The organism is Nocardia sp. NPDC050793 (assembly GCF_040654065.1).
Taxonomy (GTDB): Bacteria; Actinomycetota; Actinomycetes; order Mycobacteriales; family Mycobacteriaceae; genus Nocardia.
In genome coordinates this window covers 141,086-164,563 of the sequence record NZ_JBFAHG010000005.1, presented here as the reverse complement: position 1 = coordinate 164,563, position 23,478 = coordinate 141,086, and the positions used below count along the sequence as shown (strand labels likewise).

Genomic DNA, 23,478 nt, shown 5'->3' with positions numbered 1-23,478 from the left:
AACCCCGGATGGGATCTCGGTAGATCCGGACGAAGTCCGCAACCACGCGGGAAAAGTGAAGCAGCTCATGGAGAGCCTGACCATGTGTCTGGAAGCCGCCTCCTATCTCGGCGCGGCGGACGACGGATTCGGCTCCATCCCAAGGCCATTCGTCCAGATGGTGTTGGACGACAATCATCGCAACACCATCGGGGTGATCCGCAAGCTCGGCGAGGACGTCGCACAGCTGCCAGACAAACTGAAGATCGTCGCGGAGACATTCGATGACAAGGACTCCGCTTTCCGTGCCGCTGGCGCTCGTCGCAGGCCGGCTCGAGCGCCGGGGTGGCGTCGTCGCCCCGCCGAGCATCGCTCTGACGAGGCCGTCGGCCGTTCGCGGGGTGGTCTCACTACGAAGTTTCACCTGGCCAGTGATGGCAGCCGCCGCCCACTGGCGATTCTGCCGTCTGCCGATCGACTCAGTCGTCGGCCGCGACGAGGAGTGTGATCCGCCCAGCAGAGCGGTCGATGAGCACGAGCTCGTGGAAGTACTCGTGCACACGTCCCCAGTCGTGGATGGCCTCGTCCCCCAGCCCGCTCAGATAGTAGATGTGGTCGGCTGCGGTCAAGCGGTTGAACACCTCCCGCTGCAGATCTGCCTCCAGCTCGGCAGGCACCTCCCGGAGCGGGTCTATCCAGTCCCGGAGGATCTCCGCGCTCTTCTCCCTGCTGATGTCTTCGTACACGTCGGGAGTGACCAGCCTCAGCCAATACGGGCCGTGCCTGGGTCCCTCCGGCTGTACTCCACCGCCCGCATAGTCATCCCGGAACTGTTCATGCCCGATGAGTGCCGCGAGCAGTTCCCTATCGCCGAAGGACTCCGGGGACAGTCGCAGGTGCTTGATGTCGACCCACCTGGAGGCGTGCGCCCTCGAATCCTGGAACTTGTAGTCCCGGAAGTTGATGAAGGCGCTGGCTTCGTGCGTAAGTGTGTTCTCCATGGCACCACAGCGTAGGAGTCACACAGCATGTCCTGCGGACCCATTGGACAGGCCCCAGCCGCTTGGCGGCAGCCCGGCGGCGTGAGTCGAGTGCCGGCGTGGAGCCGAAGCTTGACGCGCCAGGTCTTCACGGCGAGAGTGCGCGAGTGGCTGTCACGACCGATGTGTCCCGAACGACGTTGCGCGAGATCACCCTTCGGCTGGCGCCCTTCCTGGGCCTGCTGTACTTCGTCGACTACCTGGACCGCGTCAATAACGGGTTCGCGGGCCCGAGCGGTATGAAGGCCGATCTCGGCCCCACCGAGACCGGGTTCGGGGTTCGCCTCCGGCATTCCTCGGCTACCTGCTGCTCGGGGTGCCGAGCTATCCGGCGCTGCACCGCTTCGGGGCGCGTCGCTAGATCGCCCGCACCCTCCTCAGTCGGGGCGCGGTCGCCACGGGATGGCGTTCGTGCCCAACGAAACCGTGAACATGTCCATCACGCCGAGATCGTCCCGCTCCAAGACGTGAAAGACCGTCCCTTCGACTGGCAGCCGAAGCTCCCGTGGAATCCGACCGAACACCGCGCCCCCGCGTACTCGATATAGGAGCCCCACTGCCCGTCCCCGGTCTTCACCTCGCTGAGCGGCGGGTTGCCGCCGGGCAGCGTGTACGGCGTTCCCGGGTCGAAGGTCGGGTGGGCGGGCAGCCACGGCTGGTCGATGACGATCTCGTTCACCGTCAGCAGGAAGGGCAGGGAGCTGTACTGCAAGCGCGTCGGTGATCCGAGATCACAACCGACGGTGCCGTTGTCGTAGATCGCGCAGTTGGTGCTGCCCGCGCTGAAGAACACCGGCCCCGATTCCGCCTGCGCGGTCGCCGCCAACATCACCGGCGCCACCGCGACCGCCGCCGCAAGCCCGGCGATCTTCCTCACGATGTGTTCCATAGGTACTCCTCGGACTCGATGGGCCGAACAGGTCACTCGGTCTGTCGAACTCGGGAAGGTATTCGTTTCAGCTGGGAGCTTCGGACATAGCGGCCAAGGCCCTGCCGCCACGCCAGACACGCCAGCCCTAGTGTCGCCAATCCCCTGCTCTTACAGTGCCTTTCGATTCGCGGGTTGGGGTGGCGGCGAATAACGTTGGAGCGTCGATTGGCGTGGACGCGATGGAGGTGGCCGCCGATGCTGGTCATCAACGAACGAACGGCGATACCGAGATCCGAGCAGCGAGTGCTCGAGTGGATGCGGACCTGGACGGGCCAGTACGTCATTGTGGGCTTGGCCATTTCGGGCTGCTACATCCCCGAGCGCGATCGCAAGGGTCGAGCGCAGGAAGCGGACCTGGTGGTGATCACGCCCCGAGCGGTGGTGGTCCTGGAGGTCAAGGGCATGGCACCCGACGCGAGCGCGGGAACCCTCACCGTCCAGGCCAACGGCCGCTGGCGGCTGTCGGGGTTCGAGGGCGATCCGATCCATGTCCGAGAACAGGACACGAGCCCGTTCGACCAGGTCACGAACAACGTCTTCAACCTGAAGGCGCTGGTGAGCCCGCGTCATCCCGACGCGTTCGTCGACGGCTTGGTCGTCGTCGTGCCGCCGTGGGAATCGACCGTGACGTTGAACGTCGAATCGCGGCGACACGGATGCGGCGTCGTGCTCGGCTCCACACCGGGCGAGCTGCGTGCCTGGTTCCACCGCACCGCGGGCCGACGGTTCGTGTGGACCGCCGAGGACGTCCACGCGCTGCTGGAGGAGCTGAACTTGGGCGACAAGGTATCGGTCGAAGAGCTCGTGGCCGAGGGTTTTCCGCGGGATCGCAAGCCACTTCTCGACAAGGTGCCCGACCGACGGCCCCGTGAACAGCAACCGCCCTGGATCGAGCCCGACCCCGACGTCGAACCGATCCGGACACCACGCAGGTCCGAGGGTGGCGGACACGCACCTTTGATCGAACCGGAGGATGCGGAGAAGGCGGAAGCCGCATTCCCGCGATCGGCAGAAGCGCCCGCTCCGGAGGCCGGTGGGGAAGCCGGACACTCCGCGGTGGCCCTGGAAACCCAGCGCTCCTCGCACTCGGACGAGGCCGACTCACAGCCATCGCCGGAGGGCTCGGTTCTGGTCGAGGAAGACACCAACCCATCGCGCTCCGAGCAGGCCGAGACGCAGCCGTCGGGACGCGTGGTGCTGATCAAGGAAGACCCCCGCCCCGCACGCTCCGAGTATCCGTCGTCCACGCCCTCGGACAGCACCTCGGAGTCGCAGTTCACCGACCGTTGGTCGTCCTGGATACTGCGGGAAGCCGAAAGTCCCCGCCCGCGTGCCACTTCGACGGCCGTTCGCGAACCAGTCTGGCTCACACCGGACATCGAGCCGCGACCGCTGCGTCGCCTCCGGCCGGTACCCACCGCGGCTCCTCGGCCCAGCGTCGAAATTCTCGGACGGACGGTTTCTCTTCCGCAGAAGTTGGAGGGCACCGGCGTTTCGGCATTGCGCGACAACCATCGCGTCCAGCAACTGGCTGCCTGCGCCGTCGTCGCCATCACCCTCTGCGCGATCTGGCTCATGGCCTCCACCTGCTCGGCGCGGCCTGACCGTGCGAACGAATCACCCCGGCCCGTCACGCAGTCGGAAGTCGTCCCGCCGCCGGCGCAGGTCGCCGAGCAGTCCGAAGCGGGGCCGATGTCCATGCCGCCCGTGTGCTTACCGTTCCCGCCGGAATGCTGAACCGCGGCAGGGATCGAGCTTGTCGGTAGTGGACGCCGCGAAAGGTGGCGTCCCATCACATCGGCTCCTTCCTACGGTCGACTCGCACGCGGCAACCGTCACACCGGTGATTCTGTCGTCTGACCCGCCGCTGTGGGTCGCTGGTATGGAGTTCTTTCCTCTTCTTTCCGTTGTCGTTCCCCATAGCAAGGTTGGACGTGCCGACCGGCGATTCGGTTCCTTTCAGTTCTGGATTGGTCAACCGCTACTCGCTCGCCCTGGCTGTGGTCGCCGCACTCAACGACAGGCGCGCGGGCCGCCCGGACCGCTCGGTTGTGGGTGGACGAGCGGGTCACTCGGTCACGCGGCGCCACAGCGCGGATCGCATCCACGCTGTCGCCGCGGCGGGACTGGCGGACGCGTGCACACCGAGAACGTGGATCGCCCCGAGGCGGCGGCCGGTCCCGCTGACTCTTAGGACACGGTGGGAGTGGTGGTGTGGGTCGGGATAGACGATGGCGGCCACCGGCGCGGTGACCGGGGAGTGACCGGCGATGTAGGTCAGCAGTTGATGCACATCGGAAGCGGACACCGAATCCGCGTGGTAAGCCTTGTATTTCGCATCGATGGGTACCAGGCTTCCCTCGGTGGTGCCCAGCTGGACGAGAACGTCGGGCCGGAACGGAGGCCGGGTTGACAGATCGCCGTGGACGGTGATGCCGTTGCGCCCCGATGACGGAACGAGAATCGCCCGGGCGGGGGAGGATTCGCCGGACAGGCGACGGACCACCGCCTCCCACAAGCCGGGCAGGTCCAGCAGCAGGCTGTCGGCGTCGTACCCGACGTCGGTGAGCAGATCGGCCACACCACCGCCGCGCAACAGCAATTCCGACCACACATGAGCAGGTTGGTAGCGACGGTTCAGGTGGGTGTACCGGCTCCGGTCCAGCGCGCGCAGAGCACCGGACAGCGAACCGGTGACCGGGAATTCTCTGGCCACCGAGCTGATCTCACGTGCGAGACGAGAGTCGGTTGCTGTCCCGACCGCCCTGCGCAGTGCGTGGCCACACAGCTGGTTCTCCCAGATGTCGATGTCACGGTCGAACGTGCGCATATGAAGTCGGTCGAGCATCCCGAATCGTCTGGTCGCTTGCGCCGCGACGTCGAGCCTGCCGCGCAGCACCGGCCCGATGGGCTCGCTCCGCACGTAGTCGCGGCGCAGGCCGTCGCGGAGCAGGGTGCGGCATTCGGCAAGCAGTGCGGCGGCGACCACATCCGCGAAACCGTCCGACGCCACCGTCCAGGCGCGGGTGGTGGTCTCATGCGGCACGGGTGTTCGCAGGGCGTAGCAGAGCCACTGGATCAGGGATTTGCCCGTGAACGCTGTTTTCGGGGTGATGATCAGGCGGACCCGGTCTAGATTCAGTACTCCGGCCGTCGCTTCCGGACGGAACCGCCATCCGGTGCGCGTTTCCACGAGAGTGCATCGGCGACGGTCCCTCAGCAGCGCGAGCCGACGCAGATCATCGTCTGTCAGTTGGTCATGAAGCAGCGAAACCGATTCGTACTCCGCGACTTCCAGCTGCGATCTGCTACTCATCGCCGTCGTGGGCGCCCGCAGTGAACTCGGCAGCGAGCGCCGCGGGCAGATCGGCCACGGCGATCTGGGCGGGCCGGCCGGTGCCCGGGTCGACCAGCACGCCCAGAATCCGCTGGAGCAGATCGGCGCGGCCGACGCAGTAGTCCACGAGCAGCGGGACGATGTCGTGGTAGAAGGCGGACCAGAGCTCGTCCTCGGTCGCGACCGGTTCGTCGTTGCGGAGGAGGTATGCGTGTCCGATGCGATGATCGGCGTCGAGGATGCGATCGATCCGTTCGTTCAAGGACACCAGGAATGACGACAGGTCCAGCGGGCCGACCTGTCCCGACACGGCCTCGGGGTCGGGATCGACGGACAGGAACGCGAATCGGCGCCGGATCGCGGCGTCCAGGTGGCTGACGCTGCGATCGGCGGTGTTCATGGTGCCGATGATCCGGATGTTGGGCGGGACCGCGAATCTGCGCTTGCTGATCGGCAGCGTGAGCGGGACGCCCCGCTTGTCGGACTCGAGCAGAGTCACCAGCTCTCCGAAGATGCGCGGCAGGTCACCACGATTGATCTCATCGATGATCAGCAGAAACGTTGTGTTCGGCTCGGCTGCTGCGGCGGTGCAGAGCGTGTGGAACACCCCGTCTGCCAGGACGAGACGCAGCCCCTGGCCGGTGGCGTCATGGTCAGGCTTGAAGCCCTCGACGAAATCCTCGTAGCCGTAGGATGGGTGAAAGGTGACGAGCTGGACATGGCCGGTCTCGAGCAGTTCAACAATCGACTCGTTGCGGCGCGGGCCGTCGATCACCTCGTGGTTGCCCTGCGACGCGAGTGCGATATTCAGGGCCAGACGCGTCTTTCCGGTTCCGGGAGGTCCGTGCAGAATCAGCTGGCGCTTGTGGTCCAGGACCGAGATGGCTTGCGAGATCTCCTCCGGCAGAGTGTTTTCAGTATGAGGTTCGCCATTGCTGTTGTGGCCGGCGGTGAGCTGAGCGAGGAGGTTCTCGGAAACCTTTGCGAAGGTGTTGCGCCACGCGCCTTTCGGTTTGGGCAGTTCCTGCGCGAAGTCGGTGTTCCACGCGACCGACACGAGGTGTTTCGATTCCTCACGGCTGTCGTCGAATCGGTACCCATCGGTCACCGTGCCGATCGCCAGCACCCGCCGCAATCCGTGATTGGCGACGATGCGATCGCCCGCCTGAAGGTCGCGGTAGGCAATCAACTTGCCGGCCTTGTCGCCATTGCGGCCAGGGTGCTCGGTATAAGTAGCGTCGAAAACTTCCTTGAGCTCCGCATCGCTTGTGTACTGGGTGAGATCTCCGACCTCGTCCCATCCGACGCAGATGAATCCGCCTGCGAGACAGTCCTCCCAGAACTTCGCGCCCTCGCCCGGCGCGATCTTCCAGATGGCGCGACTGCGTCCGCGCGGGTTGTAGTAGTCGTAGAGAAACCGCATGACTTCCTGCGGGTTCCAGGTAGACAGCTCAGGATCTCGCATGACGAGATCACGCAGCTGACGGTTGGCTCTCCAGGCCGGGACGTTCTTCTCGGGCGTGCCGCCGAGCTCGGAGATGAACGCCCGCAGATGCGATGAGGAGTAGATCGGCAGGAAATGCTGGGGGAAATAGGTGGCGAGCGTCTTCGTGACCAGCGCCTGTCCTGACAGAAGCACCTCGAGTTCGTCGAGTTCGGCGAACGCCGCCCGCTCGGCGGCGTCGAGTGCCGCGACGAACTGGCCGCGCAGGCGATCCCACGCTTGCTCGACCGGGAGACCCAACAGTGCGGGCGCGAGCTTCCATTCGCCCGAGTTGTGCCGGTAGAGCATGTGCTTTCCGGCGCTACCGCCGCTGATACTGCCGAGCTCACGCGTACCGAACTCTATGAGGCGGCAATAGGGCACGCCTGCCGAATCGTCCGATCCGAGTCCGAGCGCGTACCGCTCCACGGGCAGCGTGGGCCAATCGGCCAGGGGGAACATCTCGGCGACAAGCTTGCGTTGGTCGGCAGCGGCGGCGACCTGGGCGGCGACAGTGGAACGGTCGAACTCGCCGATGGCGGTCCGGAGATCGGTGGTCATTGTGTCCTTGCTGGAAATAGAGGCGTCAGACCTTTGCCGCGACACGGTGGTGGGCCAGATGGGTGAGGATGGCCTGGTTGGCCTCCCACCCGTCGGGAAACTTCACGGGAACGCCCAAGTGCACGGGTTCGGCGGAGGGGTGGGCGTCGAGGAGCTCGGGGATGCCGGCGCGGCCGACGAGGATGCAGGCGTGGCGGTGGCGGGAGGCGAGGACGCAGAGGCGTCCCGCTTCGAGGTGGAAGGCGCTGGCGTCGCGGCGGCCAGAGAGGGGGTGCAGGACGACCGTGACGTCGTACTCGCGGCCTTGGAGGCGGTTGGCGGTGTCGACGGTGACCGTCTCGGCCGGGGTGCCGCGCAGAGCGGCGCGCACGGCATCCGCTTGGTCGCGGTGGGCGGTGCCGACGGCGACACGTTCGGCCGTCACCGGACGGGAGCCTTGTTCGGAATGGGCAGTCGCGCCGCGTTCGAGCACGCGGCAGGTGATTTCGGCGATCGCGCGGACGGCTTCGCTGTCGGTGCGCAGGGTGTGGCGGGCCGGCAGTTCGTACCAGCCCCAACCGTGTTCGGCCGCTTCGTCGAGCACGTCGTCGACCGGGCTGCGCAGCCCGCGTGCCGCGAATTCCATTCGACGGTCGTGGATTCCGGTGCCTGCACGAAATTCGTTGAAGGGGTAGAACGCTTTCGAGACCACCGGTGCCGCCGTTGCGGAAAGCCGCCAAGACACGGGAAGACTGTGCACGGGGATGTCGTCGTTGTTCGCGAGCATCACGCTTACCGCGCTCATCGTGGGATCCCAGTCCAGACCCGCCCACCGATCGACCTCGACGGTCGCGAACGGATCGAGCTGACCGGGGTCACCGACGAACAGTCCGTGGACGAATCGATTCGCGATGCGCAGCAACATGTCCGACCGCATCTGATACGCCTCGTCGACGATGGCGTGCGGCCAGCGTCCGTCGTCGATCGTCGCCCATTTGGCGGCGGTGCCGATGAGTATGGTGCTCTCGGCGAGGTCCGCGACTTTCTGGCCGATGGTTACGGAGGGTTTGTCGATGCGTTCTGGCTTGGCATACCCGGCGCGGGAGAGCCTTCCGATGCGCAGCGCGGTATCGGCGGTGGCGAGCCGCTGGATGAGGTCGTCGACCTGTTCGTTGGTCTGGGCGACGACGATGTGCTGTCCACCGGACGCGGCGAGCTGCCGCGCAGCCCGCACCACGAGCGTGGATTTGCCCGCGCCGGGCGGAGAATCGACCACAACGGCGCGGTGCGAGGTGTCGGCGAGGTCGGTGAGGATGCCGTCGACGGCGGCGTCCGCTGTTCGCATCACAGTTCCTCGACGGGTTCGGACTCCGGCGTCCACTCCGGCGGCGGACCCCCGTGCGTCCACGGAGTGTCCTCGCGGGCAGGAAGTTTCGCGGGCGGCCCGCCACTACCGATCTTGAAACCGGCGAAGCAGACGGTGGCGCCGAGGTCGGGGATCGAGCCGGCACGGGCGACCTTCCCGGTGCCCATCCCGCCGGACAACTCCAGCTCGATGTAGTCGTCATCGCCCTCCACCGGTAAGACCTTTCCCGTCTGAGTGGGATTGCCGACGTTGCAGAACTCGTCGCCCTCGGTCGCGATGAGCAGATCGGCCGTGCGCACCCGCAGAATCGGTCGCAGTATGGGACGGTTCTTCTCGCTCATCACCACGCGGGTCGGATCGACGCCGACCACGGTGCCCACGAACGCCGTTCCAGCCAGCCGATGTTCGAGCATGACTCGCGGATCATCGAAAGCTCTTTCCGCCTCGTACTTCTCGAGCGCCCGTTCGCGATCGAGCAGCTTGCGAACGGCCGACACCGCCGAATCTCGCCGCGCCTGCGGCACCCCTTCGGAAATCGATCCGGCGAAGTAGGAGAACGACCCGACGTCCTCGTTCCACCGCCGGGCGACGCGAGCGCCTGCGGCGAGTTCGCGCAGCAGGGCGAGTCCCTGCCACATGAGCTGCCAGGTCGGCTCGATCTGCGCGTGCAGTGCGCGCTCGATGCGTCGTGCGGCAAGGGATTTCGCCGCATCGTCCTCGGCCGTGTCGTAGGCGGCGATGAGCGGGGCGAGCTCCTCGTTGTCGAAGCCGGGGTCGGTGGCGGGGCCGGCGGGCGGCACCGACAGCGGGTCTTCGGCGCGCTTGGCGGCCTCGGGACCGGTGCTGCCGGGCGGAGGAGCGATCCACCCGAGCAAGGCCGCGAGATTGGCGTCCTCGAGCGAGGATTGGCCGGTAGCCCAGTGCGCCGACAGCGCCTTCGTGAGGGGTACCAGCGCGCTGGAGCCGGGATACTCGGCGCGCTCGCAGAACCAGGTGAGCCATCGGCCGAGCAGCGGAATCGACTCGGGGACAGCGTTTTCGCCTTCGGCTCGATGAAAACGCACTGAGCGACCGAGTAATTTCAGGAACCCTGCACCGCCCGCGTTCGGCACCCACAGTTGAGGTGCGTCGAGACACCGCTCGTAGGTTTCGCCCGACTTGGTGGTGATCTCCTCGGTGTTCTCGGCGTAGGCCACGAGGTAGGGGAGCACGATCTCGGCGAGTTCGACGAGGAAACGCAGGCGCAGCACCCGGTCTCGCGGCTGCGGCACGGTCAGCAGTGTCGGTGCCGCGGGATCGGTTCCGACCATGATTGCCAGTGGTGCGGCGGCCTCACCTGCCAGTTTCAGCGGTACCAGGACTAGCGGATTGTCCGAGAGGTGGGTGTGGCGGACGTCGGCGATCGGCTGGGCGTGGCCCGCGCGCGCGGCGTGCAGGCGGGCGAGGGCGTTCAGGGCACTCATGTCCGAGGCTCGCCGTCGCTGAGCGTCGGTACGCGTGTCGCACACCAGCGAGCGATGCACTTGCTCCGCTTGTTGATCGGTTCGCTCATGCTCGAGCCTCGCCGACGCTCGGCTCCGGCATGCGCGAAGCGCGCTGGCACATGATTCGCTCACTCCGTTCGCTCATCCCGCGACCTCCAGCCGAAGCCGATCGGCTTCCCGCAGCATCCGGGTGATGTCGGCGAACTCGGGCCCGAGGTCGCGGGAACCGGCGGCGACGGCGAGCACGGTGTCGATGTCATCGAGGCCGCCGAGGTCGTCGCAGACACCGCGGCCGAGCGCGTCCACGGAGCCGTTCGTGCGCGCGGCGTCGCGGCAGGCGAAAGCCAGCTCGCACGACGACATGCATTCGGGGGCGTAGCGGGCGGGGATATCGGCGATCGTCTTCGCCAAGTGCTCGCCGGGCGCGAACGACGCACCCTCCGGCAGGGTTTCGATCAGCTCGCTGATGGCCGTCAGCCGCGACAACTGACGCGACACGACCGCGATCTGCTTGCGAAGGTCGACCAGCTCGGCGGTGGGCCGGTTGGTGAAATCCCTCGTGCAGACCAGGATCACATTGTGCGACACCAGGTCCGGTGATTCGCCTATCTCGGCAATGAGTTCGCGCAGCGCGATGACGTAAACGGCGGACTGCCGCGCCGCGGCGGCGACCTGCTCGGGGTCGGCCTGTCCGTCGATCACGGGGAACGACTTGATCTCCACCACATGGAAGCGACCGCCGATCTGCAACGCGACCACGTCCGGCTCCAGATAGGCGGTGGCGCCTGCGATGTCGAGCCGCAGCATCGGATGGTCGAACAGGGTGCCCTCGCCGGAGCTGATCGCGTGCGCGAGCAGCTGACGGGTCCGTTTGTAGCGCACGGCATTACCCGCGTTGTCACCGACCGAATTCAGGTCGTGATAGCCGGCCTCGGGAAGGGAGAGGTCCAGCTTGTCGCGCAACAACGCGAGCAGCTCGGCGCAGCCGTTCTCCTTCACCATCGCCTCGAACGCATTACCGCGCGTGATCGCGAACTGCGACTGACCGAACCGGGGTGGAAAACCCAGCTCCCTGGCAATGGCGGCCTTATCGGCCGCCGCTGCGTCCAGCAGTGCGCGCCGCGCGCAGCCGGGGTTCGCCGTCAACGCCGCGATGGTGCGGGCATTGTGGCGGCACGCCGGCGCTGCACCACGCAGCTCATCCAGCCGTGCCGAAAGTGTGTTCATCCCACCTCGTTTCGTCGTCTTCCGGCCACACCGAGCCGGACACCGAATAACCGGGAGGCCTCGTCGAGCTGCTGATCTGCGCGCCGCGCGGCCTCGGCGCGGCGTCGGACGTCCTCATCGCGGTGGACCGCGAGCTCCCTTGTGGCAGCGTCGATCACCGCGACAGCATCGATCGCGTCCGGCGAACCTTGCACGCCGGGAACGGAAACCGAGAGCTTCCACAACACCCGCCGCGCACCGGGTCCGCAGCCGGGCTGAGCGGCAATGTTTTCCGCGAGTCGGATGGTCGCCGTGAGCAGATCCACGCGCGGACTGAGCGGCCCGATCATCCGCTCCGCCAACGGCCAGGTGCTCACCGCCATCAGCCCACGTGCCGGGGCGAGGTGATCGGCGGTGAGGGCAGCGCAGAGATAGTACGGGCGCGTGAAGGGCGAAGCGCGAAACGACCGCTCCTCGTCGCGGCGCAGGCTGGTCAGGCGAGCGGGAGCGATCGCGCCGGAAAAGAACGATTCATGGACCGCCAGAACCAGTTTCGGTGACGCGGGCACACCGATCAGTGTGAGTGCGCGATGGACGTGCTCGCGGATCGGCATCGCGTCCGCTTCCGTTCGCTCCGCGGGCACCTCGGCCTGCGGCGCCTCGCCCCCGAGTACGGCCGAATCCCAAGCGTCCTCGGTGCGCCGCAACTCGGCCCGAAGTTGCCGGGCACTCACCCGATCCCCGGCGGTCACCGCACGCCGCACCTCGGCACGCAGCTCGGCGATGCGCGCTTCGAGTTGCTCGGCGGTGTCGGTCACGGCGCGAGCGTATCCATACATTCCAGTGAAGTCCAGCATCTTCCAGTATTGCCCAGGGGTGGCGGTCGGCGAAGGCGGTAGTGCTGCCCGCACCGTATCCACCGGGGCCGACAAATTGGTTCCTCTGGTGTGCGCGAAGATCGCCGTCACGGGTGTGCGGGGTGCCTGCGCCGGGGCGGGCACCCCTTTTGTTCACTCGCAGCCGATGCCGTTGCCGTCGCGGTCGAGTCCGTACTCGTCGGGTCCGATGACCTGGACGCGACCGGTGTAAACGGGGCCGTTGCCACTGCCGCCCTCGCAGTCCACGTCGCTGACGTTGGGCAGGCAGGGGACGTAGGAGGCGTGGCAGTTGGAGGGTTCGGCGTTAGCGCCCTGCGGGGTTGCGAGAGCGAAGCCGAAGGCGGCGATCGTGGCGGAGGCGAGGGTGACGATGTACTTCATTGTGCTCCATTCAGTGGTGTTGCGGTCGAGAGTTTTCCACGTATCTGCCCATGAATCACGCAGTACCGGACGGTAATTCACTCCTGAATGCCGAGGAAATCGCTGTGCTTGCTTTCGTATCGATGGCTCATCGGCGACGGAGGCGGTTGCGTTGGCCGAAAGTTTTCTACGGCGTGTGGTTATCGCGGCGGGCTGATGGAGTGTGACAGCTGCCTCGCTGTGGCGGCGGGCCCATGTACAGCCCCGGCCCCGGCCATGCCGCATAACTCAACTGCGACAATCGGTTCACCATCCCCATCGAAAGGAATTCAAGGTGAGCTCTGCCGGTGTTGTGCCGCTGCTCGGACGTGTTGCTGCCGCTGTGTCGGAGGCGATCGCCCGAGTCCGTCCGGAAACGGCGGATGCGGACCCGGTAGTGCGACGATCCGATCGTGCCGACTTCAGTCCAATGCCGCGTTGCCGTTGGCGAAGCGGGTCGGTATGCCGCTGGCCCAGCTCGGCGGCGAACTCGCCACCCACGTTGATGTCACCGATGGGGTGATCGCTGATGTGCAGGTGTCTGGCCCAGGGTTCTTGAACATCACCCTGACGGACTCGGCTGTGTGGGAGAGCGTTGCGGCGCGACTGGCCGACGTTCGGCTCGGCGTCCCGGCCACGGAGGACGGGCGTCGGGTGGTCATCGACTACTCGGCCCCGAACGTGGCGAAAGAGATGCATGTCGGCCACCTGCGAACCACCATCATCGGTGACAGCCTGGCCCGGGTGCTCGGCTTCCTCGGCGCTGATGTCGTCCGCGCGAACCACCTGGGCGACTGGGGCACCCAGTTCGGCATGCTCATCCAATACATTGGCGAACATCCCGAATCGCCCTGGCACACAGAGGAACTCGACACCGGCATCAGCTCGGTGTCGGCACTGGACAGCCTGTACAAGGCTGCCCGCGCGCAGTTCGACTCCGATCCCTCCTTCGCCGACCGGGCGCGGAACCGCGTGGTTGCCCTGCAAACCGGTGACCCCGAAACTGTCGCACGATGGCGGGAGATCGTTGCCGAGTCCGAGAAAGCGTTCGGTGCGATCTATGACCGGCTCGGTGTCTTGCTGACACCCGATGACTACATCGGCGAGTCGTTCTACAACGACCAGTTGGCCGACACAGTCACCGAACTCGTGGACAAGGGCGTGGCGGTCAACAGCGACGGCGCGATCGTCGTGCTGTCCGAACAGGTCAAAGGCCCCGACGACCAGCCTGCCGTGCTGATGGCCCGCAAACGCGACGGCGGCTACGGCTACGACAGCACTGACCTGGCCACCATCCGATACCGCATCGCCTCCCTGCACGCCGACCGGCTGCTGTATGTCACCGACTCACGTCAGGCACTGCACTTTCAGCTGGTCTTCGAAGCGGCACGGCAAGTGGGGTGGCTCACCGACGCGATCGGTGTCGACCACGTCGCCTACGGAACCATCCTGGGGCCGGACGGCAAACCGTTCAAAACCCGCACTGGAGGAACGGTTCGGTTGATGGACCTGCTGGACGAAGCCGTCGCGCGTGTTCGTGCGGTTGTCGCCGAGAAGAACCCTGACCTGACTTCGGACGAACTCGACACCATCGCTGAGCAAGCGGGCATCGGTGCGGTCAAGTACGCGGATCTGTCGACTTCCAGGGTCAAGGACTACACCTTCGACCCCGGCCGGATGACCTCGCTCAACGGCAATACCGGCGTCTACCTGCAGTATGCCCACGCCCGGGTGTGCTCGATCCTGCGTAAGGCCGACGCCACGACCCTGGCTACGGTCGACACTTCCGGTCCGCTCGAACCGGCAGAGCGGGAGCTTGCGTTGGCCCTCGACGGCTACGGAGCCGTCCTCGACGAGGTCGCCGAAGCCTTGGAGCCGCACCGGCTGGCCGGCTATCTCTACGATCTTGCCCGCGCCTACACCAGCTTCTACGACTCGTGCCCAGTCATCGCGGCCGACGAGCCGATTCGTTCGAATCGAATCGCCCTGTGCCAGTTGACTGCTCGAACTCTCGAACTCGGTTTGGGGCAGTTGGGGATTGCCGCACCGTAACGGATGTGACATGACGGCCGGACGCCCACTGCGGGTGTGGCGTCCGGCCACTTGTTCCAGCGGCCTGCCTCGACGATTACTCCAGCATCACTGAGCTTTTAGCTCCTAAGCCTTTCCGGCTAACGGCGTGTCTCGGTCAGATCGTACGATCTTGCGCAAATGTTCTCCATCGACGGTGATCACGTCGCAGTTGCTGACCAGGACGATTGTCCGTGGTCTATAGCGCTGCCACGGCGAAACAACCGGCAAGTCAATAGGTCTCATGACTGAACCGCCGAATTTGACAGCAACTCGTAGTGGGTTGGTCAAGGACTGGGTGCGGTAGCGCTCGCCCAGGTGATGAACTCCTGTGCCGTGAAGATCGGCTTGCCGTACTCGGCGGCCTTGCGGCCTTTGCCCGACATTGTCCCGGATTCGGCGGCAATCAGGGCGTCGCATCGCTTCTTCGTGACGCTGTCAACTGGGGTGAGGCCGCATTTCGCTGCCAGTCCTTCCATGTCGCTGCGGGTCCACTCCGTCCCGGAGTCGTCGACAACGGAGCCAGTGAAGCAAACCCGTGCACCGGGTGCGAGGGTGGTGGCGATGTCAGTTCGCAGACAAACGTCTATGTCATCCACGATGGTGTGTCCCAGGGCCAGCCCAAGCTTGTGCAGCAACGCGTGGATGCGCTCGTCCCTTTGGATACGTTGAAGGTTACGACGGAGAACTTCTGCGAGTTCCGCTTCCGGTGTGGACGAGGTCGGCACCTTTCCTCCTGCCCGGAAACAGTCCGGTGTCCCACCGCGTACAAGTGTGTATCCGAAGTGGTTGTCCTGCGCAGGAAATGTGTCGACGGCGGTGAGGGTGGCCGAGTGCGTTCGCGCTGCGAGGTCGCGAACTGCCCGCGCACGGTCGAGAGCATTCGACGCCTCGATCCGAGTGAGGTCGCCGTTTTGCAGCACGTCGGTATCGACGGAAACGCCTAATGGCATCTGCACGACATAGCCTTGGCGTTTGAGCTCGAAGTCGATATTGCGCAGCTGGTTGTCGATGTCTATGCCGACAGGGGTTCGCCCGGCGAGGTACGGTGCGAACGCCGCCCAGGCTTGGTCCAAGGTAGGGGCCAACAGGACATCGTCGGCCGCGATGCCGTAGGTGAGGCGGGCGTCGCCGAGGTCACGGAGAGGGTTTACGAGGGTACTGAGTTCGATTCCGTCGTCGGTGACCAGTGCAATCTCTACCGGGCGCGGTCTCCACATACGGCCCTCGTCGCCGACTGTGCAGACGCCGAGGTAGACCTTTCCAAGTTGTGGGGCGTGCGGCCGACTGGTGGAGAGGAAACGCCGGACGCGAATATCGGTTTTCAGGTCCTTGGGTTCGACGTTGCGCTTCAGGACGAGCCCATCCATCGACGTGCACCGGCTGAGCGCCACATAGAGCTGCCCGTCGGCGAATGTGCCGCCACTGAGGTCGACGACAAGCCGGTCCAAGGTCTGGCCCTGACTTTTGTGAATGGTGATAGACCAGGCGAGCTGGAAGGGCAGCTGACTGTAGGTGCCGACGACTTCGTGTCGCAGTGTGCCGTTCTCGATTACCGGACGCGTGATTTCCCAGGTGTGAGGGCCGACGTCGACCTGCCGGCCGTCGGGAACAACGACGGTTACGATCGGTTTTTCCTGGTCGACCCTGCAGCCGGTGATACGACCGATGGTCCCGTTCACCCAGCGGTCTGACGGGTCGTTGGTCAGCAGCATGACTTGGGCGCCGACTTTGTAGGTAAGGATGTGCGCGGCTGGGCGGTCGAAGCCGTCCACATCGCCGGTCGTGACTGCGAGATGAGTAAGTTCCGGACCGGGAACGCGACCGAGCATCTCTTTGTTCCGCGAGTCGGCAATCCGGTTGGTAGTGGCCAGCGTGAGCCAGAACTCGTCGATCGGTGGCTGGAAGTTGGGTTTGATTCGCGTATTCAGCTCGGCTCGAGCGGTTTCCCGTAGCGTGCCGTCGCGGACGTCGTTCAAGATCTCGACCAGACGAGCGTCTCCGATCTGCCGGAAGACGGTGGTCAGCTCGACGAGTGGGAACTTCTCGCGGTCGTAGTGATCCGATGAGAAGAAGTATGGCGAAGCGTATCGCTGAGTGAAGTACTCCTTCTCGCCTTCGGTGACGACAGGTGGAAGCTGGAACAGATCTCCGACCAGCACCAGCTGCACTCCGCCGAGAGGAGCTCCGCGCCTGGGGCCGAACCTTTCCAGCGCGATGACCAAGCAGTCGAACAGGTCGGCGCGAACCATCGACGCCTCATCGAGGATCAGGGTATCGAGTCGAGCGAGGGTCCTCCCGAACCTGGAAGGAAAGTAGCGCTCCGATCGGACGTCCTCGACCGTGATGCCCGCCCAGAAGGAGAACAGTCGGTGGATCGTGTAGCCCTCGACATGGAGAGCGGCGATCCCGGTAGGTGCGGCCACGACAACGTTGCGGTTCGTCGTGGCAAGGAACTGGCGGATCAAGGTCGACTTGCCAGTACCCGCACGTCCTGTGAGGAACAGGTTTTCACCACGTTCCAAGCGCTCGAGCCCCTCGGCGAATTCCGGTGTGAGAGTGAGAGTGGGGGAGCGATCCGTGGTCGAGGGCGGTCGATTTGTCATGACAATGGCTCGGGTTTCACTCGGTCCGCGAACTCTGCTGGAAGGACGGCGATGGTTGGGCTGTTCAGATCGGCTGGCATGATCCACGGCGTCTCCTGGGTCCTGGGGCTGACGGTGCGCCGTAGGCGCTGCTCCTCGGTGAACAGCCAGGCCGCCCATACCGACCCGATGTAATTGGCGACGGACAGGGCGCGGAACTGGGGTTCGTCTTGCTCAGGAGTGGTGAGGCTCGGAACCGGCAGGAACCGGGGAACGACGAGTTCGGTGCGCTTGCGGCTGGCGTAATCCGAGATCGCGGTACAGATACGTTCCTGGTACTGAGATGTCTGCTCGATCAGAGCGTCGAAAGCGCCGATCCGGACCGCGTGGGCGAATGTAACTGGAGGCTCGGTCCCGTCGGTGAGGACCACCGAGCGTTCGGCAGTGAGTGATCGGACCTTCTTGATGTAATCGGGATCGTCGTGCCGGATGACGACAGCGTTCGTATTGCGGACGAAGTTGTTGCCGGTGCGGCTGGTCAGCCACACGGCGGTGGATTCGGCAAGCGGTTGCCGATCGACGGTTGCGAACCCCAGCATGATTCTCCTTGCTCCAAGTGAAGTGGGTGAATTGGGATCAGTCGATGTCTGCGTCAGGCCAGCGCGTGATTCGGGCTGGATTGGGACCGGCGTTCGTGTCGGTGAACCGGTGGAGGGCGATGAGCAGAGCGCCAGGCATCCGGCTGCCCTTCGATGTCAGGAGCAGACCACCTACCAGGTACATCAGGCCCACCGAGGCTTCGACAGCGAAGCCGGTCACCGTAAATAGTCCGTATGGCTTCTGCTCGAAGTATCCGACCACGGCATTGCCGTGACTCAACTCGGCGAGTGCAGTAGCCAGTCCGGTTGGAGGATCGGCAATTTCGACGGTGCCGACGGTCAGATCCAATAGGTCCGGTACGGGGTTGACAGTCGATGACGCAGTGTCGAGTGCATGGCCGCCGATGAGCAGGCCACCGGTCGCAACGGAACGAACTACCGTTCCGCGGACGGCAAAGGTGCCGTAGAGCTCAGATCGGAAGATCGCAGTCGCAGGCGCGCCAGGACCGAGCGCAGTAAGCGATGCCTTCAGCGCCTGAATGTTTCTACGTCGAGGCGGGAGGGGCAGGGATGGCGAATTCACGACGAGTTCAGCTTTCTTCATCAGGTGATCGGGGTACGGATACGGGCAATCCGCCGTTCGGGCGGATCGCACAGGGATGTAGGCGTCGTATCGAGTCGGGGCGATCAGCGACCGGACATAGTCGGGCGCAGCTCGTCCAGCGGCTTGTCGGCGAGGCAGCGCAGAAAATCGTCCTCGGTCATCAGCTCGATCTTTTGACCGGCCCGCTGCAAATCGACTGCTCGTCGGGCTTTTCCAGTTAGCTCTGCACCTGGGCGAAGGACCGCGGGGTTGATGTCGCCGACGACCAAGACATTGGTCCTGCGCGTGACGTCCTTCTCGGCTGTCGCGCCGAGTTGTGCGCATTCTTGCCAGGCAGCGTTACGGCCCATCGAGAACAGGGTTCCGGTGAAGACCACCACCCGGCCGTAGAGGTAACCGTTTGGATCGGCGTCGGGGTTGAGCTCCCCTTGCACGAGGCGGCGGGCACCGCCACCTCCGCTCGAAATGGCGACGCTGCCGCGGTATTCACCGCCTACCATTCGTCCGAATCGAACATCCACCGAACCGGCAAGCTCTGCGAGGTCGCTGGCTTTGCGGTCGGTGGCCAGCCGCAGAACCACATCTGCGACGGCCCGAGCATCGGCGAGCGCATCGTGTTGATCGGGGTGGATTCCGCCGAGCGATTCGACGACGTATGGAAGCCGGTAAGACGGCAGCGAGAGCGCGCGTCGAGAAATGACCAGTGAGCACAGGAAACGCAGCTCCGGCCAGGGGAGCTGATCGGCAACACACGCGTCGCGGATGACACCCAAGTCGAAACCCGCATTGTGGGCGACCACGACATCACCACTGATGAAGTCGACGATTTCCGGCAGAATCTCCTTCCACGCAGGCGCGTTGGAAACTTGGTCGGCCGTGATCCTGTGCAGATCGACGTTGAAATGATCGAAATGGCCCGCTCGTTCCGGCGGGCGGATGAGCCAATGGCGATCTTCGACGGGTTTGCCGTCGCGGACCCGTACCAGGCCGACCGAGCACGGTGATCCGCGGTACGAGTTGGCAGTTTCGAAATCGATCGTCGTAAAGTTGAGCATTCTTCCCCCTCGGATGCTGTGGAGCCGGAGCAGATCGCACGAACTCCGATCGGTTGTGCAACGACTCGAATCATGGTGCATTGTAACGAAACTCAGTCGAACGGATCAGGATCTATCACAGACGGATCTGGCTGTCGCGACGGGAGTGAGCCAGCCGCGAGCCTGTGCGTCGGAGCGCGGTGAGCTCGATGGCGTGACTGTCGACGCTCCGAGCGTATCTCCGCGGCGGCAAGTTGAAGATCATCGCAGACGTCGGCGATCTCGAGTGCCGCCTGACCTGAACGCATCCCTTCATTCCGGATATCGGAAGATGCCGTCCATGGTGTTGCAACCCGGGCACCATCGGTCGCGCTTCGAGAGCAGTTCGCGTGCGTGGCCCTGGCTGTATGTTCCATAAATTGCCCTGTGAGTGGTGCACACCGCGAAGACATCCGGGTCGGTGCGGTCAGCGGCGATGACGGTGAATGCGGCGAGGTCTCCCGCGGACACTGGCTTCCCTGCGCCCGGGCGGAACGGGGCGGTTTCGATGACGTCGCGGCGCCGCCACTCTCCGCCTTTGCGTAGTGGGTTCCCGAGGTTGAGCAGTCGCTGCAGCGTGGCGGCTACTACAGGGGCATTGCGTTTGTCTCGCTCGAACTGCTCGTCTTCCCGGCGACGCCATTCCGCATCTCGTTCGTCGCGCTCGGCCACCTTGGCCGTAACCATCGCGCGTGCCTGTTGTTCGGCTTCTCTAGCGAGCTCCAATGCCAGCGATTCGGCTCGCCGAGTCGTCGATCGCTCTCCCTCGCAGACAATTTCGCCGATGCGTACGCCGCCGTGCCGCTCGAACTCTGTGAGCCGAACCACGAAACGCCACTGCCGCGGTGCCCGCTTTCGAAGAGAGACTGTGACACCGCGGTCGTGGTCGGTGATCGTTCGGTCTGGCGCCCCACCGAGGGCCGGATCGTGGCGGCGGTACATCGAATCTCGGTCAGTGCTCATCGGTGGTTGCCTTTCTACCTGAGGGCTCGACAGGCGGCGGACTCGCCTGCAGACTGCGCACGATCTCGAGCAGGTGCTGCACTTCCTGGTATGTCGGCGACAGCTGGTACGCGTGCTGGTGGCACGCCTCGGACAATCGCGTCCACGCGTACTGGGATCGGGACGGGACGTCACGCTCATCGCGGTAGGCGACCTCGAGGCAGGCCAGGCGGGCGCGGCCGCTGGCTCTGCCCGCTTCGATCCCTTTTGCGCGCAGGAGTTCGTCGACGATTTGTTCCAGCGCAGTGCGAGTCAGCCAGGCCGCAATCCTATTGCTATGCGGAGATTGCCGGGCGACCTGTGCCGCCGCCATGGTTAGCAGGTTGGTCACTTTCCAGCCTTCTCGATGTCATCGACCAGAAGCTGGACAACCTTGGCCGCCTGGCGTGGATCGGCGCTCGGAGCGAGTCCGTCGTGCATCTTGGGTCCCGTGATGTTCAGCGCGGACTTCTGATACGACGCTCGTGCCCACTGTTCGAGCACATGGTGTTCCCGTTTTTCGCCGAACACTCCGAGGATCACCTTGGATCGTGTAGTGGCTGTCGCACCCCATTCGCTTTCGAGTGTTTCGAGTGACTGTCCGGCCCGGATGTTGCGCGTGAAGTACGAATGGCGGGCGGCTGTTTCCACTGCGAACCGGAGCATGCCGGGCAGCGTCCGGCGCATCGCCTCCTCGGGGAGTCTGCCATTCTCATATTCGAGCACCAGCCCGAACGCGTCTTTGATATACCGTCGAGCGGGGTCGGTGAGCGTAGCGATCGACACCTGAGAGTCCTTGCCGCGGCTGACCTCCACGATCGTGGCCGCGAAGTTCCCCCGCCGCACCGCGGCGGGCAGGCGGTCGTCGTGGGAGAAGACCACGACTTGCCGGGTTTGGGCGAGTTCGCTCAGCAACGTCACGAGCCCGTCCACCTTGGCGGGATCCATGGCTTGCACAGGGTCGTCGAGAACCAGGAATCGGAACGGTGACTCGGCCATCGTGGCGCGAGGCAGGAACAGGGCGAGTGCCAGTGCGTGGAGTTCGCCCTGGCTCAGGACGGTGAGCCCATCCGCGGCCACACCATCGACCAGTGAGTCGATGCGCAGCTTGCGCCGGGTCGCGGTCCCTTCCAGACAGAGGTCACCGATTTCGACGTTGCTTTCCTGCCGCAGCATCGACCACGCGTGCTGGACGCCGACACGTATCGGTGCGAGGCGTTCGTTGCGCAGCCGGCGATCGTTGTCCTGAAGCCACTTCTTTGCCTCGTTGAGCTGATCGACCACGGGTTTGTCCGCGAGCCATGCCTGCCAAGCCGCGCACCAGGCATGGATCTCGGCGTTCACCGGCTGCCACCGGTCCTCGCGCTCCGCGAGACACGCCGCCGCGGCCTTGGTAACCGCGTCGACCGCGTCGCTGAGTGCAGCGGCATTGGTCTCCAGATGGTCGGCGAGCTGTGTCATCGTCGGTGCGACACGGTCGCGCGCGATCACGGTCCACTGTTGCCACGCGATGCGGGCGTCGGCCACCGTCTCGTCGAGCTCATGAACAGGGGAGTGGTCGAGGATGGCGGGCGCACACTGCAGCGCACGAAGAGCCTCGAAGTGTGCCAGTTCCATCAGTTTCCGGGCGTCGTTGAGCGCAGCCAGGTGTTGACGGTCCGCGCTCACCGCCGCACGGCTTTCACGAGCCCAGGTCGCGTCGAGTGTGCCGTCGTGACATACAGGGCACGCCATGTCGCCGTGCTCTTCGTGTACCTGCAGAGCCTGTTCGAGCAATCGCAAGGTGGACAGCTTGCGGTCACTGACCACCTCACTGAGCGCGGCCAATTCGGCTTCGCTGTCGCGCAACCGCTTCGCGATCGCCACGGCGCCGTCTGGTGTGACCGGCGCCGTCAGGTTCGCGAGCTCACGCAGCTGCGGAACCGGTCCGCCCGCACCGGCTTCGGTCTCGTGCAGTAGCGTGCGCAGCCGAAGCAGGTCGGGCGCCGTCTTCTTCAGGAGCGGCGCGACTGCGGCGGCTCTCTCGTCGTCGAGCTCCGTGACCGCGTCGGCAAGTGCTTTGCGCCGTCTCGTGAGTTCGTCACCGGGTGCCTTGCGGTCTTTGTGCCGCACCGAGATTCGATTGATCACCTGTGCCAGCTGTTCGACTCCCAGGACTCGCGAGATCGCATCGTGCAGATCGCTGGGGGTGCCGTTGAGCATCGCGCCGAGCTCGTCATAGGACAGGATCGGGCGGAATCGCTGCAGCGGTCCGTCCCATCCCAGGTCGCCGCGACCGATCTGCTGCCTGCCACCGCGTCGTTGCGCGCGGGTGGTGTGCCGGTTGACGTCGGTCTCGTCGTCGGGCCAGTCGAGGGTTACCACGACCGGCTTGTTGTCCTCCTCCACCAAGCTCACCGCAATGCGCGCGGTGGGATGGTGCAGATTGCGCCACTGGTCACGCCACTGTGTGGACTTCTTGCCGGTCCAGCGAAATGTGCTGTCGGTGAGCGTGAGTTCCAGCGCCTCGGAGATGCTGGATTTACCAGATCCGTTGCGTCCCGCCACAATCGTCAGCCCCGGTTCTGGTCGCAGATCCAAGGTGGTGGCCGGTCCGATCCCCCGAAAACCCTCGACTTGAACCGAAGTGAGGAAAGTGCCGCGAGCATCTGATGGTGTTCCGGTAACAGATGGTTCCTCGGCGTACTGGGCCGGTGTGCCCCCTCCGAGGTAGTCATCCAGCGCCTGGTCGCCTTCGAATGCCGCCAGGATCAGGAGTCCCACCTCGTCGGGGAGGTCCGATCTGTCGATCTGTTCGGCAATCCATGGTGCGAGGCGTGCGTTGTCCAGAAGCGGATCGGTCATGGCGGAGAACCCTTTTCGTGTAGGTGATTCGGGTGGAGCCAGATGGAGCCGGCGCGACGAGCGCCGTTCAACGATGTAC

Annotated in this window: 18 protein-coding genes and 1 pseudogene; 3 read left to right on the top strand and 16 right to left on the bottom strand. The window is 65.0% G+C overall.

Annotation, left to right across the window (positions count from 1 at the left end; genetic code table 11):
- Positions 1–358: 358 nt before the first annotated feature.
- Positions 359–436: pseudogene (locus tag AB0H50_RS18765) on the top strand (IS5/IS1182 family transposase); the annotation flags it as partial.
- A 22-nt stretch (positions 437–458) separates the two neighbouring features.
- Here AB0H50_RS18765 and AB0H50_RS18760 read toward each other — a convergent pair.
- Both AB0H50_RS18760 and AB0H50_RS18755 read right to left on the bottom strand, forming a co-directional pair.
- Positions 459–980 carry a hypothetical protein gene (locus tag AB0H50_RS18760; protein WP_357453880.1) on the bottom strand — a complete coding sequence of 174 codons (522 nt, stop codon included), beginning with the start codon at positions 978–980 and terminating at the stop codon, positions 459–461.
- A 478-nt stretch (positions 981–1,458) separates the two neighbouring features.
- Positions 1,459–1,908: a hypothetical protein gene (locus tag AB0H50_RS18755; RefSeq protein WP_357453877.1), complete on the bottom strand. Its 450-nt coding sequence runs from the start codon at positions 1,906–1,908 to the stop codon at positions 1,459–1,461.
- A gap of 237 nt (positions 1,909–2,145) precedes the next feature.
- On the opposite strand from AB0H50_RS18755, the gene AB0H50_RS18750 reads away from it, so the two are divergent.
- Positions 2,146–3,687: an NERD domain-containing protein gene (locus tag AB0H50_RS18750; RefSeq protein WP_357453874.1), complete on the top strand. Its 1,542-nt coding sequence runs from the start codon at positions 2,146–2,148 to the stop codon at positions 3,685–3,687.
- A gap of 331 nt (positions 3,688–4,018) precedes the next feature.
- Here AB0H50_RS18750 and AB0H50_RS18745 read toward each other — a convergent pair whose 3' ends face one another.
- From AB0H50_RS18745 to AB0H50_RS18715, 7 genes are all read right to left on the bottom strand, one after another.
- Complete coding sequence (locus tag AB0H50_RS18745) at positions 4,019–5,143, bottom strand: hypothetical protein (RefSeq protein ID WP_357453871.1); 1,125 nt, start codon at positions 5,141–5,143, stop codon at positions 4,019–4,021.
- A 115-nt stretch (positions 5,144–5,258) separates the two neighbouring features.
- Entirely contained in the window at positions 5,259–7,331 is a 2,073-nt protein-coding gene (locus AB0H50_RS18740; protein WP_357453868.1) for an AAA family ATPase, read from the bottom strand.
- A 25-nt stretch (positions 7,332–7,356) separates the two neighbouring features.
- Positions 7,357–8,655 carry an AAA domain-containing protein gene (locus AB0H50_RS18735; protein WP_357453865.1) on the bottom strand — a complete coding sequence of 433 codons (1,299 nt, stop codon included), beginning with the start codon at positions 8,653–8,655 and terminating at the stop codon, positions 7,357–7,359.
- Positions 8,655–10,139 (bottom strand): hypothetical protein, encoded by a 1,485-nt coding sequence (locus AB0H50_RS18730; protein WP_357453863.1) that lies wholly within the window; start codon positions 10,137–10,139, stop codon positions 8,655–8,657. The genes AB0H50_RS18735 and AB0H50_RS18730 overlap by 1 nt, the downstream gene beginning before the upstream one ends.
- A gap of 162 nt (positions 10,140–10,301) precedes the next feature.
- On the bottom strand, positions 10,302–11,387 hold the full coding sequence (locus AB0H50_RS18725; protein ID WP_357453860.1) for a hypothetical protein: 1,086 nt from the start codon (positions 11,385–11,387) through the stop codon (positions 10,302–10,304).
- Complete coding sequence (locus tag AB0H50_RS18720) at positions 11,384–12,184, bottom strand: hypothetical protein (RefSeq protein WP_357453857.1); 801 nt, start codon at positions 12,182–12,184, stop codon at positions 11,384–11,386. The genes AB0H50_RS18725 and AB0H50_RS18720 overlap by 4 nt, the downstream gene beginning before the upstream one ends.
- Positions 12,185–12,376: 192 nt before the next feature.
- Positions 12,377–12,625, bottom strand: coding sequence for a hypothetical protein (locus tag AB0H50_RS18715; RefSeq protein WP_357453854.1), 249 nt, complete (start codon positions 12,623–12,625; stop codon positions 12,377–12,379).
- Between the two features lie 456 nt (positions 12,626–13,081).
- Between AB0H50_RS18715 and argS the strand changes: the two genes are divergently transcribed.
- Positions 13,082–14,695 carry an arginine--tRNA ligase gene (gene argS, locus AB0H50_RS18710; RefSeq protein WP_357453851.1) on the top strand — a complete coding sequence of 538 codons (1,614 nt, stop codon included), beginning with the start codon at positions 13,082–13,084 and terminating at the stop codon, positions 14,693–14,695.
- Between the two features lie 305 nt (positions 14,696–15,000).
- Here the strand turns inward: argS and AB0H50_RS18705 are convergent, their stop codons facing one another.
- The 7 genes from AB0H50_RS18705 to AB0H50_RS18675 all read right to left on the bottom strand — a co-directional run bounded on the left by AB0H50_RS18705 (position 15,001) and on the right by AB0H50_RS18675 (position 23,399).
- On the bottom strand, positions 15,001–17,238 hold the full coding sequence (locus tag AB0H50_RS18705; RefSeq protein WP_357453848.1) for an AAA family ATPase: 2,238 nt from the start codon (positions 17,236–17,238) through the stop codon (positions 15,001–15,003).
- Between the two features lie 77 nt (positions 17,239–17,315).
- Positions 17,316–17,897, bottom strand: a complete 582-nt coding sequence (locus AB0H50_RS18700) for a hypothetical protein (protein WP_357453846.1) — start codon at positions 17,895–17,897, stop codon at positions 17,316–17,318.
- A gap of 37 nt (positions 17,898–17,934) precedes the next feature.
- Positions 17,935–18,501 carry a hypothetical protein gene (locus AB0H50_RS18695; protein WP_357453843.1) on the bottom strand — a complete coding sequence of 189 codons (567 nt, stop codon included), beginning with the start codon at positions 18,499–18,501 and terminating at the stop codon, positions 17,935–17,937.
- Between the two features lie 83 nt (positions 18,502–18,584).
- On the bottom strand, positions 18,585–19,556 hold the full coding sequence (locus tag AB0H50_RS18690) for an exonuclease domain-containing protein (protein ID WP_357453840.1): 972 nt from the start codon (positions 19,554–19,556) through the stop codon (positions 18,585–18,587).
- Between the two features lie 291 nt (positions 19,557–19,847).
- Positions 19,848–20,537, bottom strand: coding sequence for a hypothetical protein (locus tag AB0H50_RS18685; protein ID WP_357453838.1), 690 nt, complete (start codon positions 20,535–20,537; stop codon positions 19,848–19,850).
- The gene (locus AB0H50_RS18680) at positions 20,527–20,907 is read right to left on the bottom strand and encodes a hypothetical protein (RefSeq protein ID WP_357453835.1); all 381 of its coding nucleotides are present in this window, start codon (positions 20,905–20,907) and stop codon (positions 20,527–20,529) included. Before AB0H50_RS18680 ends, AB0H50_RS18685 begins: the two co-directional genes overlap by 11 nt.
- On the bottom strand, positions 20,904–23,399 hold the full coding sequence (locus AB0H50_RS18675; RefSeq protein ID WP_357453832.1) for an AAA family ATPase: 2,496 nt from the start codon (positions 23,397–23,399) through the stop codon (positions 20,904–20,906). The genes AB0H50_RS18680 and AB0H50_RS18675 overlap by 4 nt, the downstream gene beginning before the upstream one ends.
- Between the last annotated feature and the right edge of the window lie 79 nt (positions 23,400–23,478).

Coding starts and splice junctions, on each gene's coding strand:
- AB0H50_RS18760 (WP_357453880.1), bottom strand. CDS start 980: ATGGAGAACACACTTACGCACGAAGCCAGCGCCTTCATCAACTTCCGG.
- AB0H50_RS18755 (WP_357453877.1), bottom strand. CDS start 1,908: ATGGAACACATCGTGAGGAAGATCGCCGGGCTTGCGGCGGCGGTCGCG.
- AB0H50_RS18750 (WP_357453874.1), top strand. CDS start 2,146: ATGCTGGTCATCAACGAACGAACGGCGATACCGAGATCCGAGCAGCGA.
- AB0H50_RS18740 (WP_357453868.1), bottom strand. CDS start 7,331: ATGACCACCGATCTCCGGACCGCCATCGGCGAGTTCGACCGTTCCACT.
- AB0H50_RS18735 (WP_357453865.1), bottom strand. CDS start 8,655: ATGCGAACAGCGGACGCCGCCGTCGACGGCATCCTCACCGACCTCGCC.
- AB0H50_RS18730 (WP_357453863.1), bottom strand. CDS start 10,139: ATGAGTGCCCTGAACGCCCTCGCCCGCCTGCACGCCGCGCGCGCGGGC.
- AB0H50_RS18725 (WP_357453860.1), bottom strand. CDS start 11,387: ATGAACACACTTTCGGCACGGCTGGATGAGCTGCGTGGTGCAGCGCCG.
- AB0H50_RS18715 (WP_357453854.1), bottom strand. CDS start 12,625: ATGAAGTACATCGTCACCCTCGCCTCCGCCACGATCGCCGCCTTCGGC.
- AB0H50_RS18700 (WP_357453846.1), bottom strand. CDS start 17,897: ATGCTGGGGTTCGCAACCGTCGATCGGCAACCGCTTGCCGAATCCACC.
- AB0H50_RS18695 (WP_357453843.1), bottom strand. CDS start 18,501: ATGAAGAAAGCTGAACTCGTCGTGAATTCGCCATCCCTGCCCCTCCCG.
- AB0H50_RS18690 (WP_357453840.1), bottom strand. CDS start 19,556: ATGCTCAACTTTACGACGATCGATTTCGAAACTGCCAACTCGTACCGC.
- AB0H50_RS18685 (WP_357453838.1), bottom strand. CDS start 20,537: ATGAGCACTGACCGAGATTCGATGTACCGCCGCCACGATCCGGCCCTC.
- AB0H50_RS18675 (WP_357453832.1), bottom strand. CDS start 23,399: ATGACCGATCCGCTTCTGGACAACGCACGCCTCGCACCATGGATTGCC.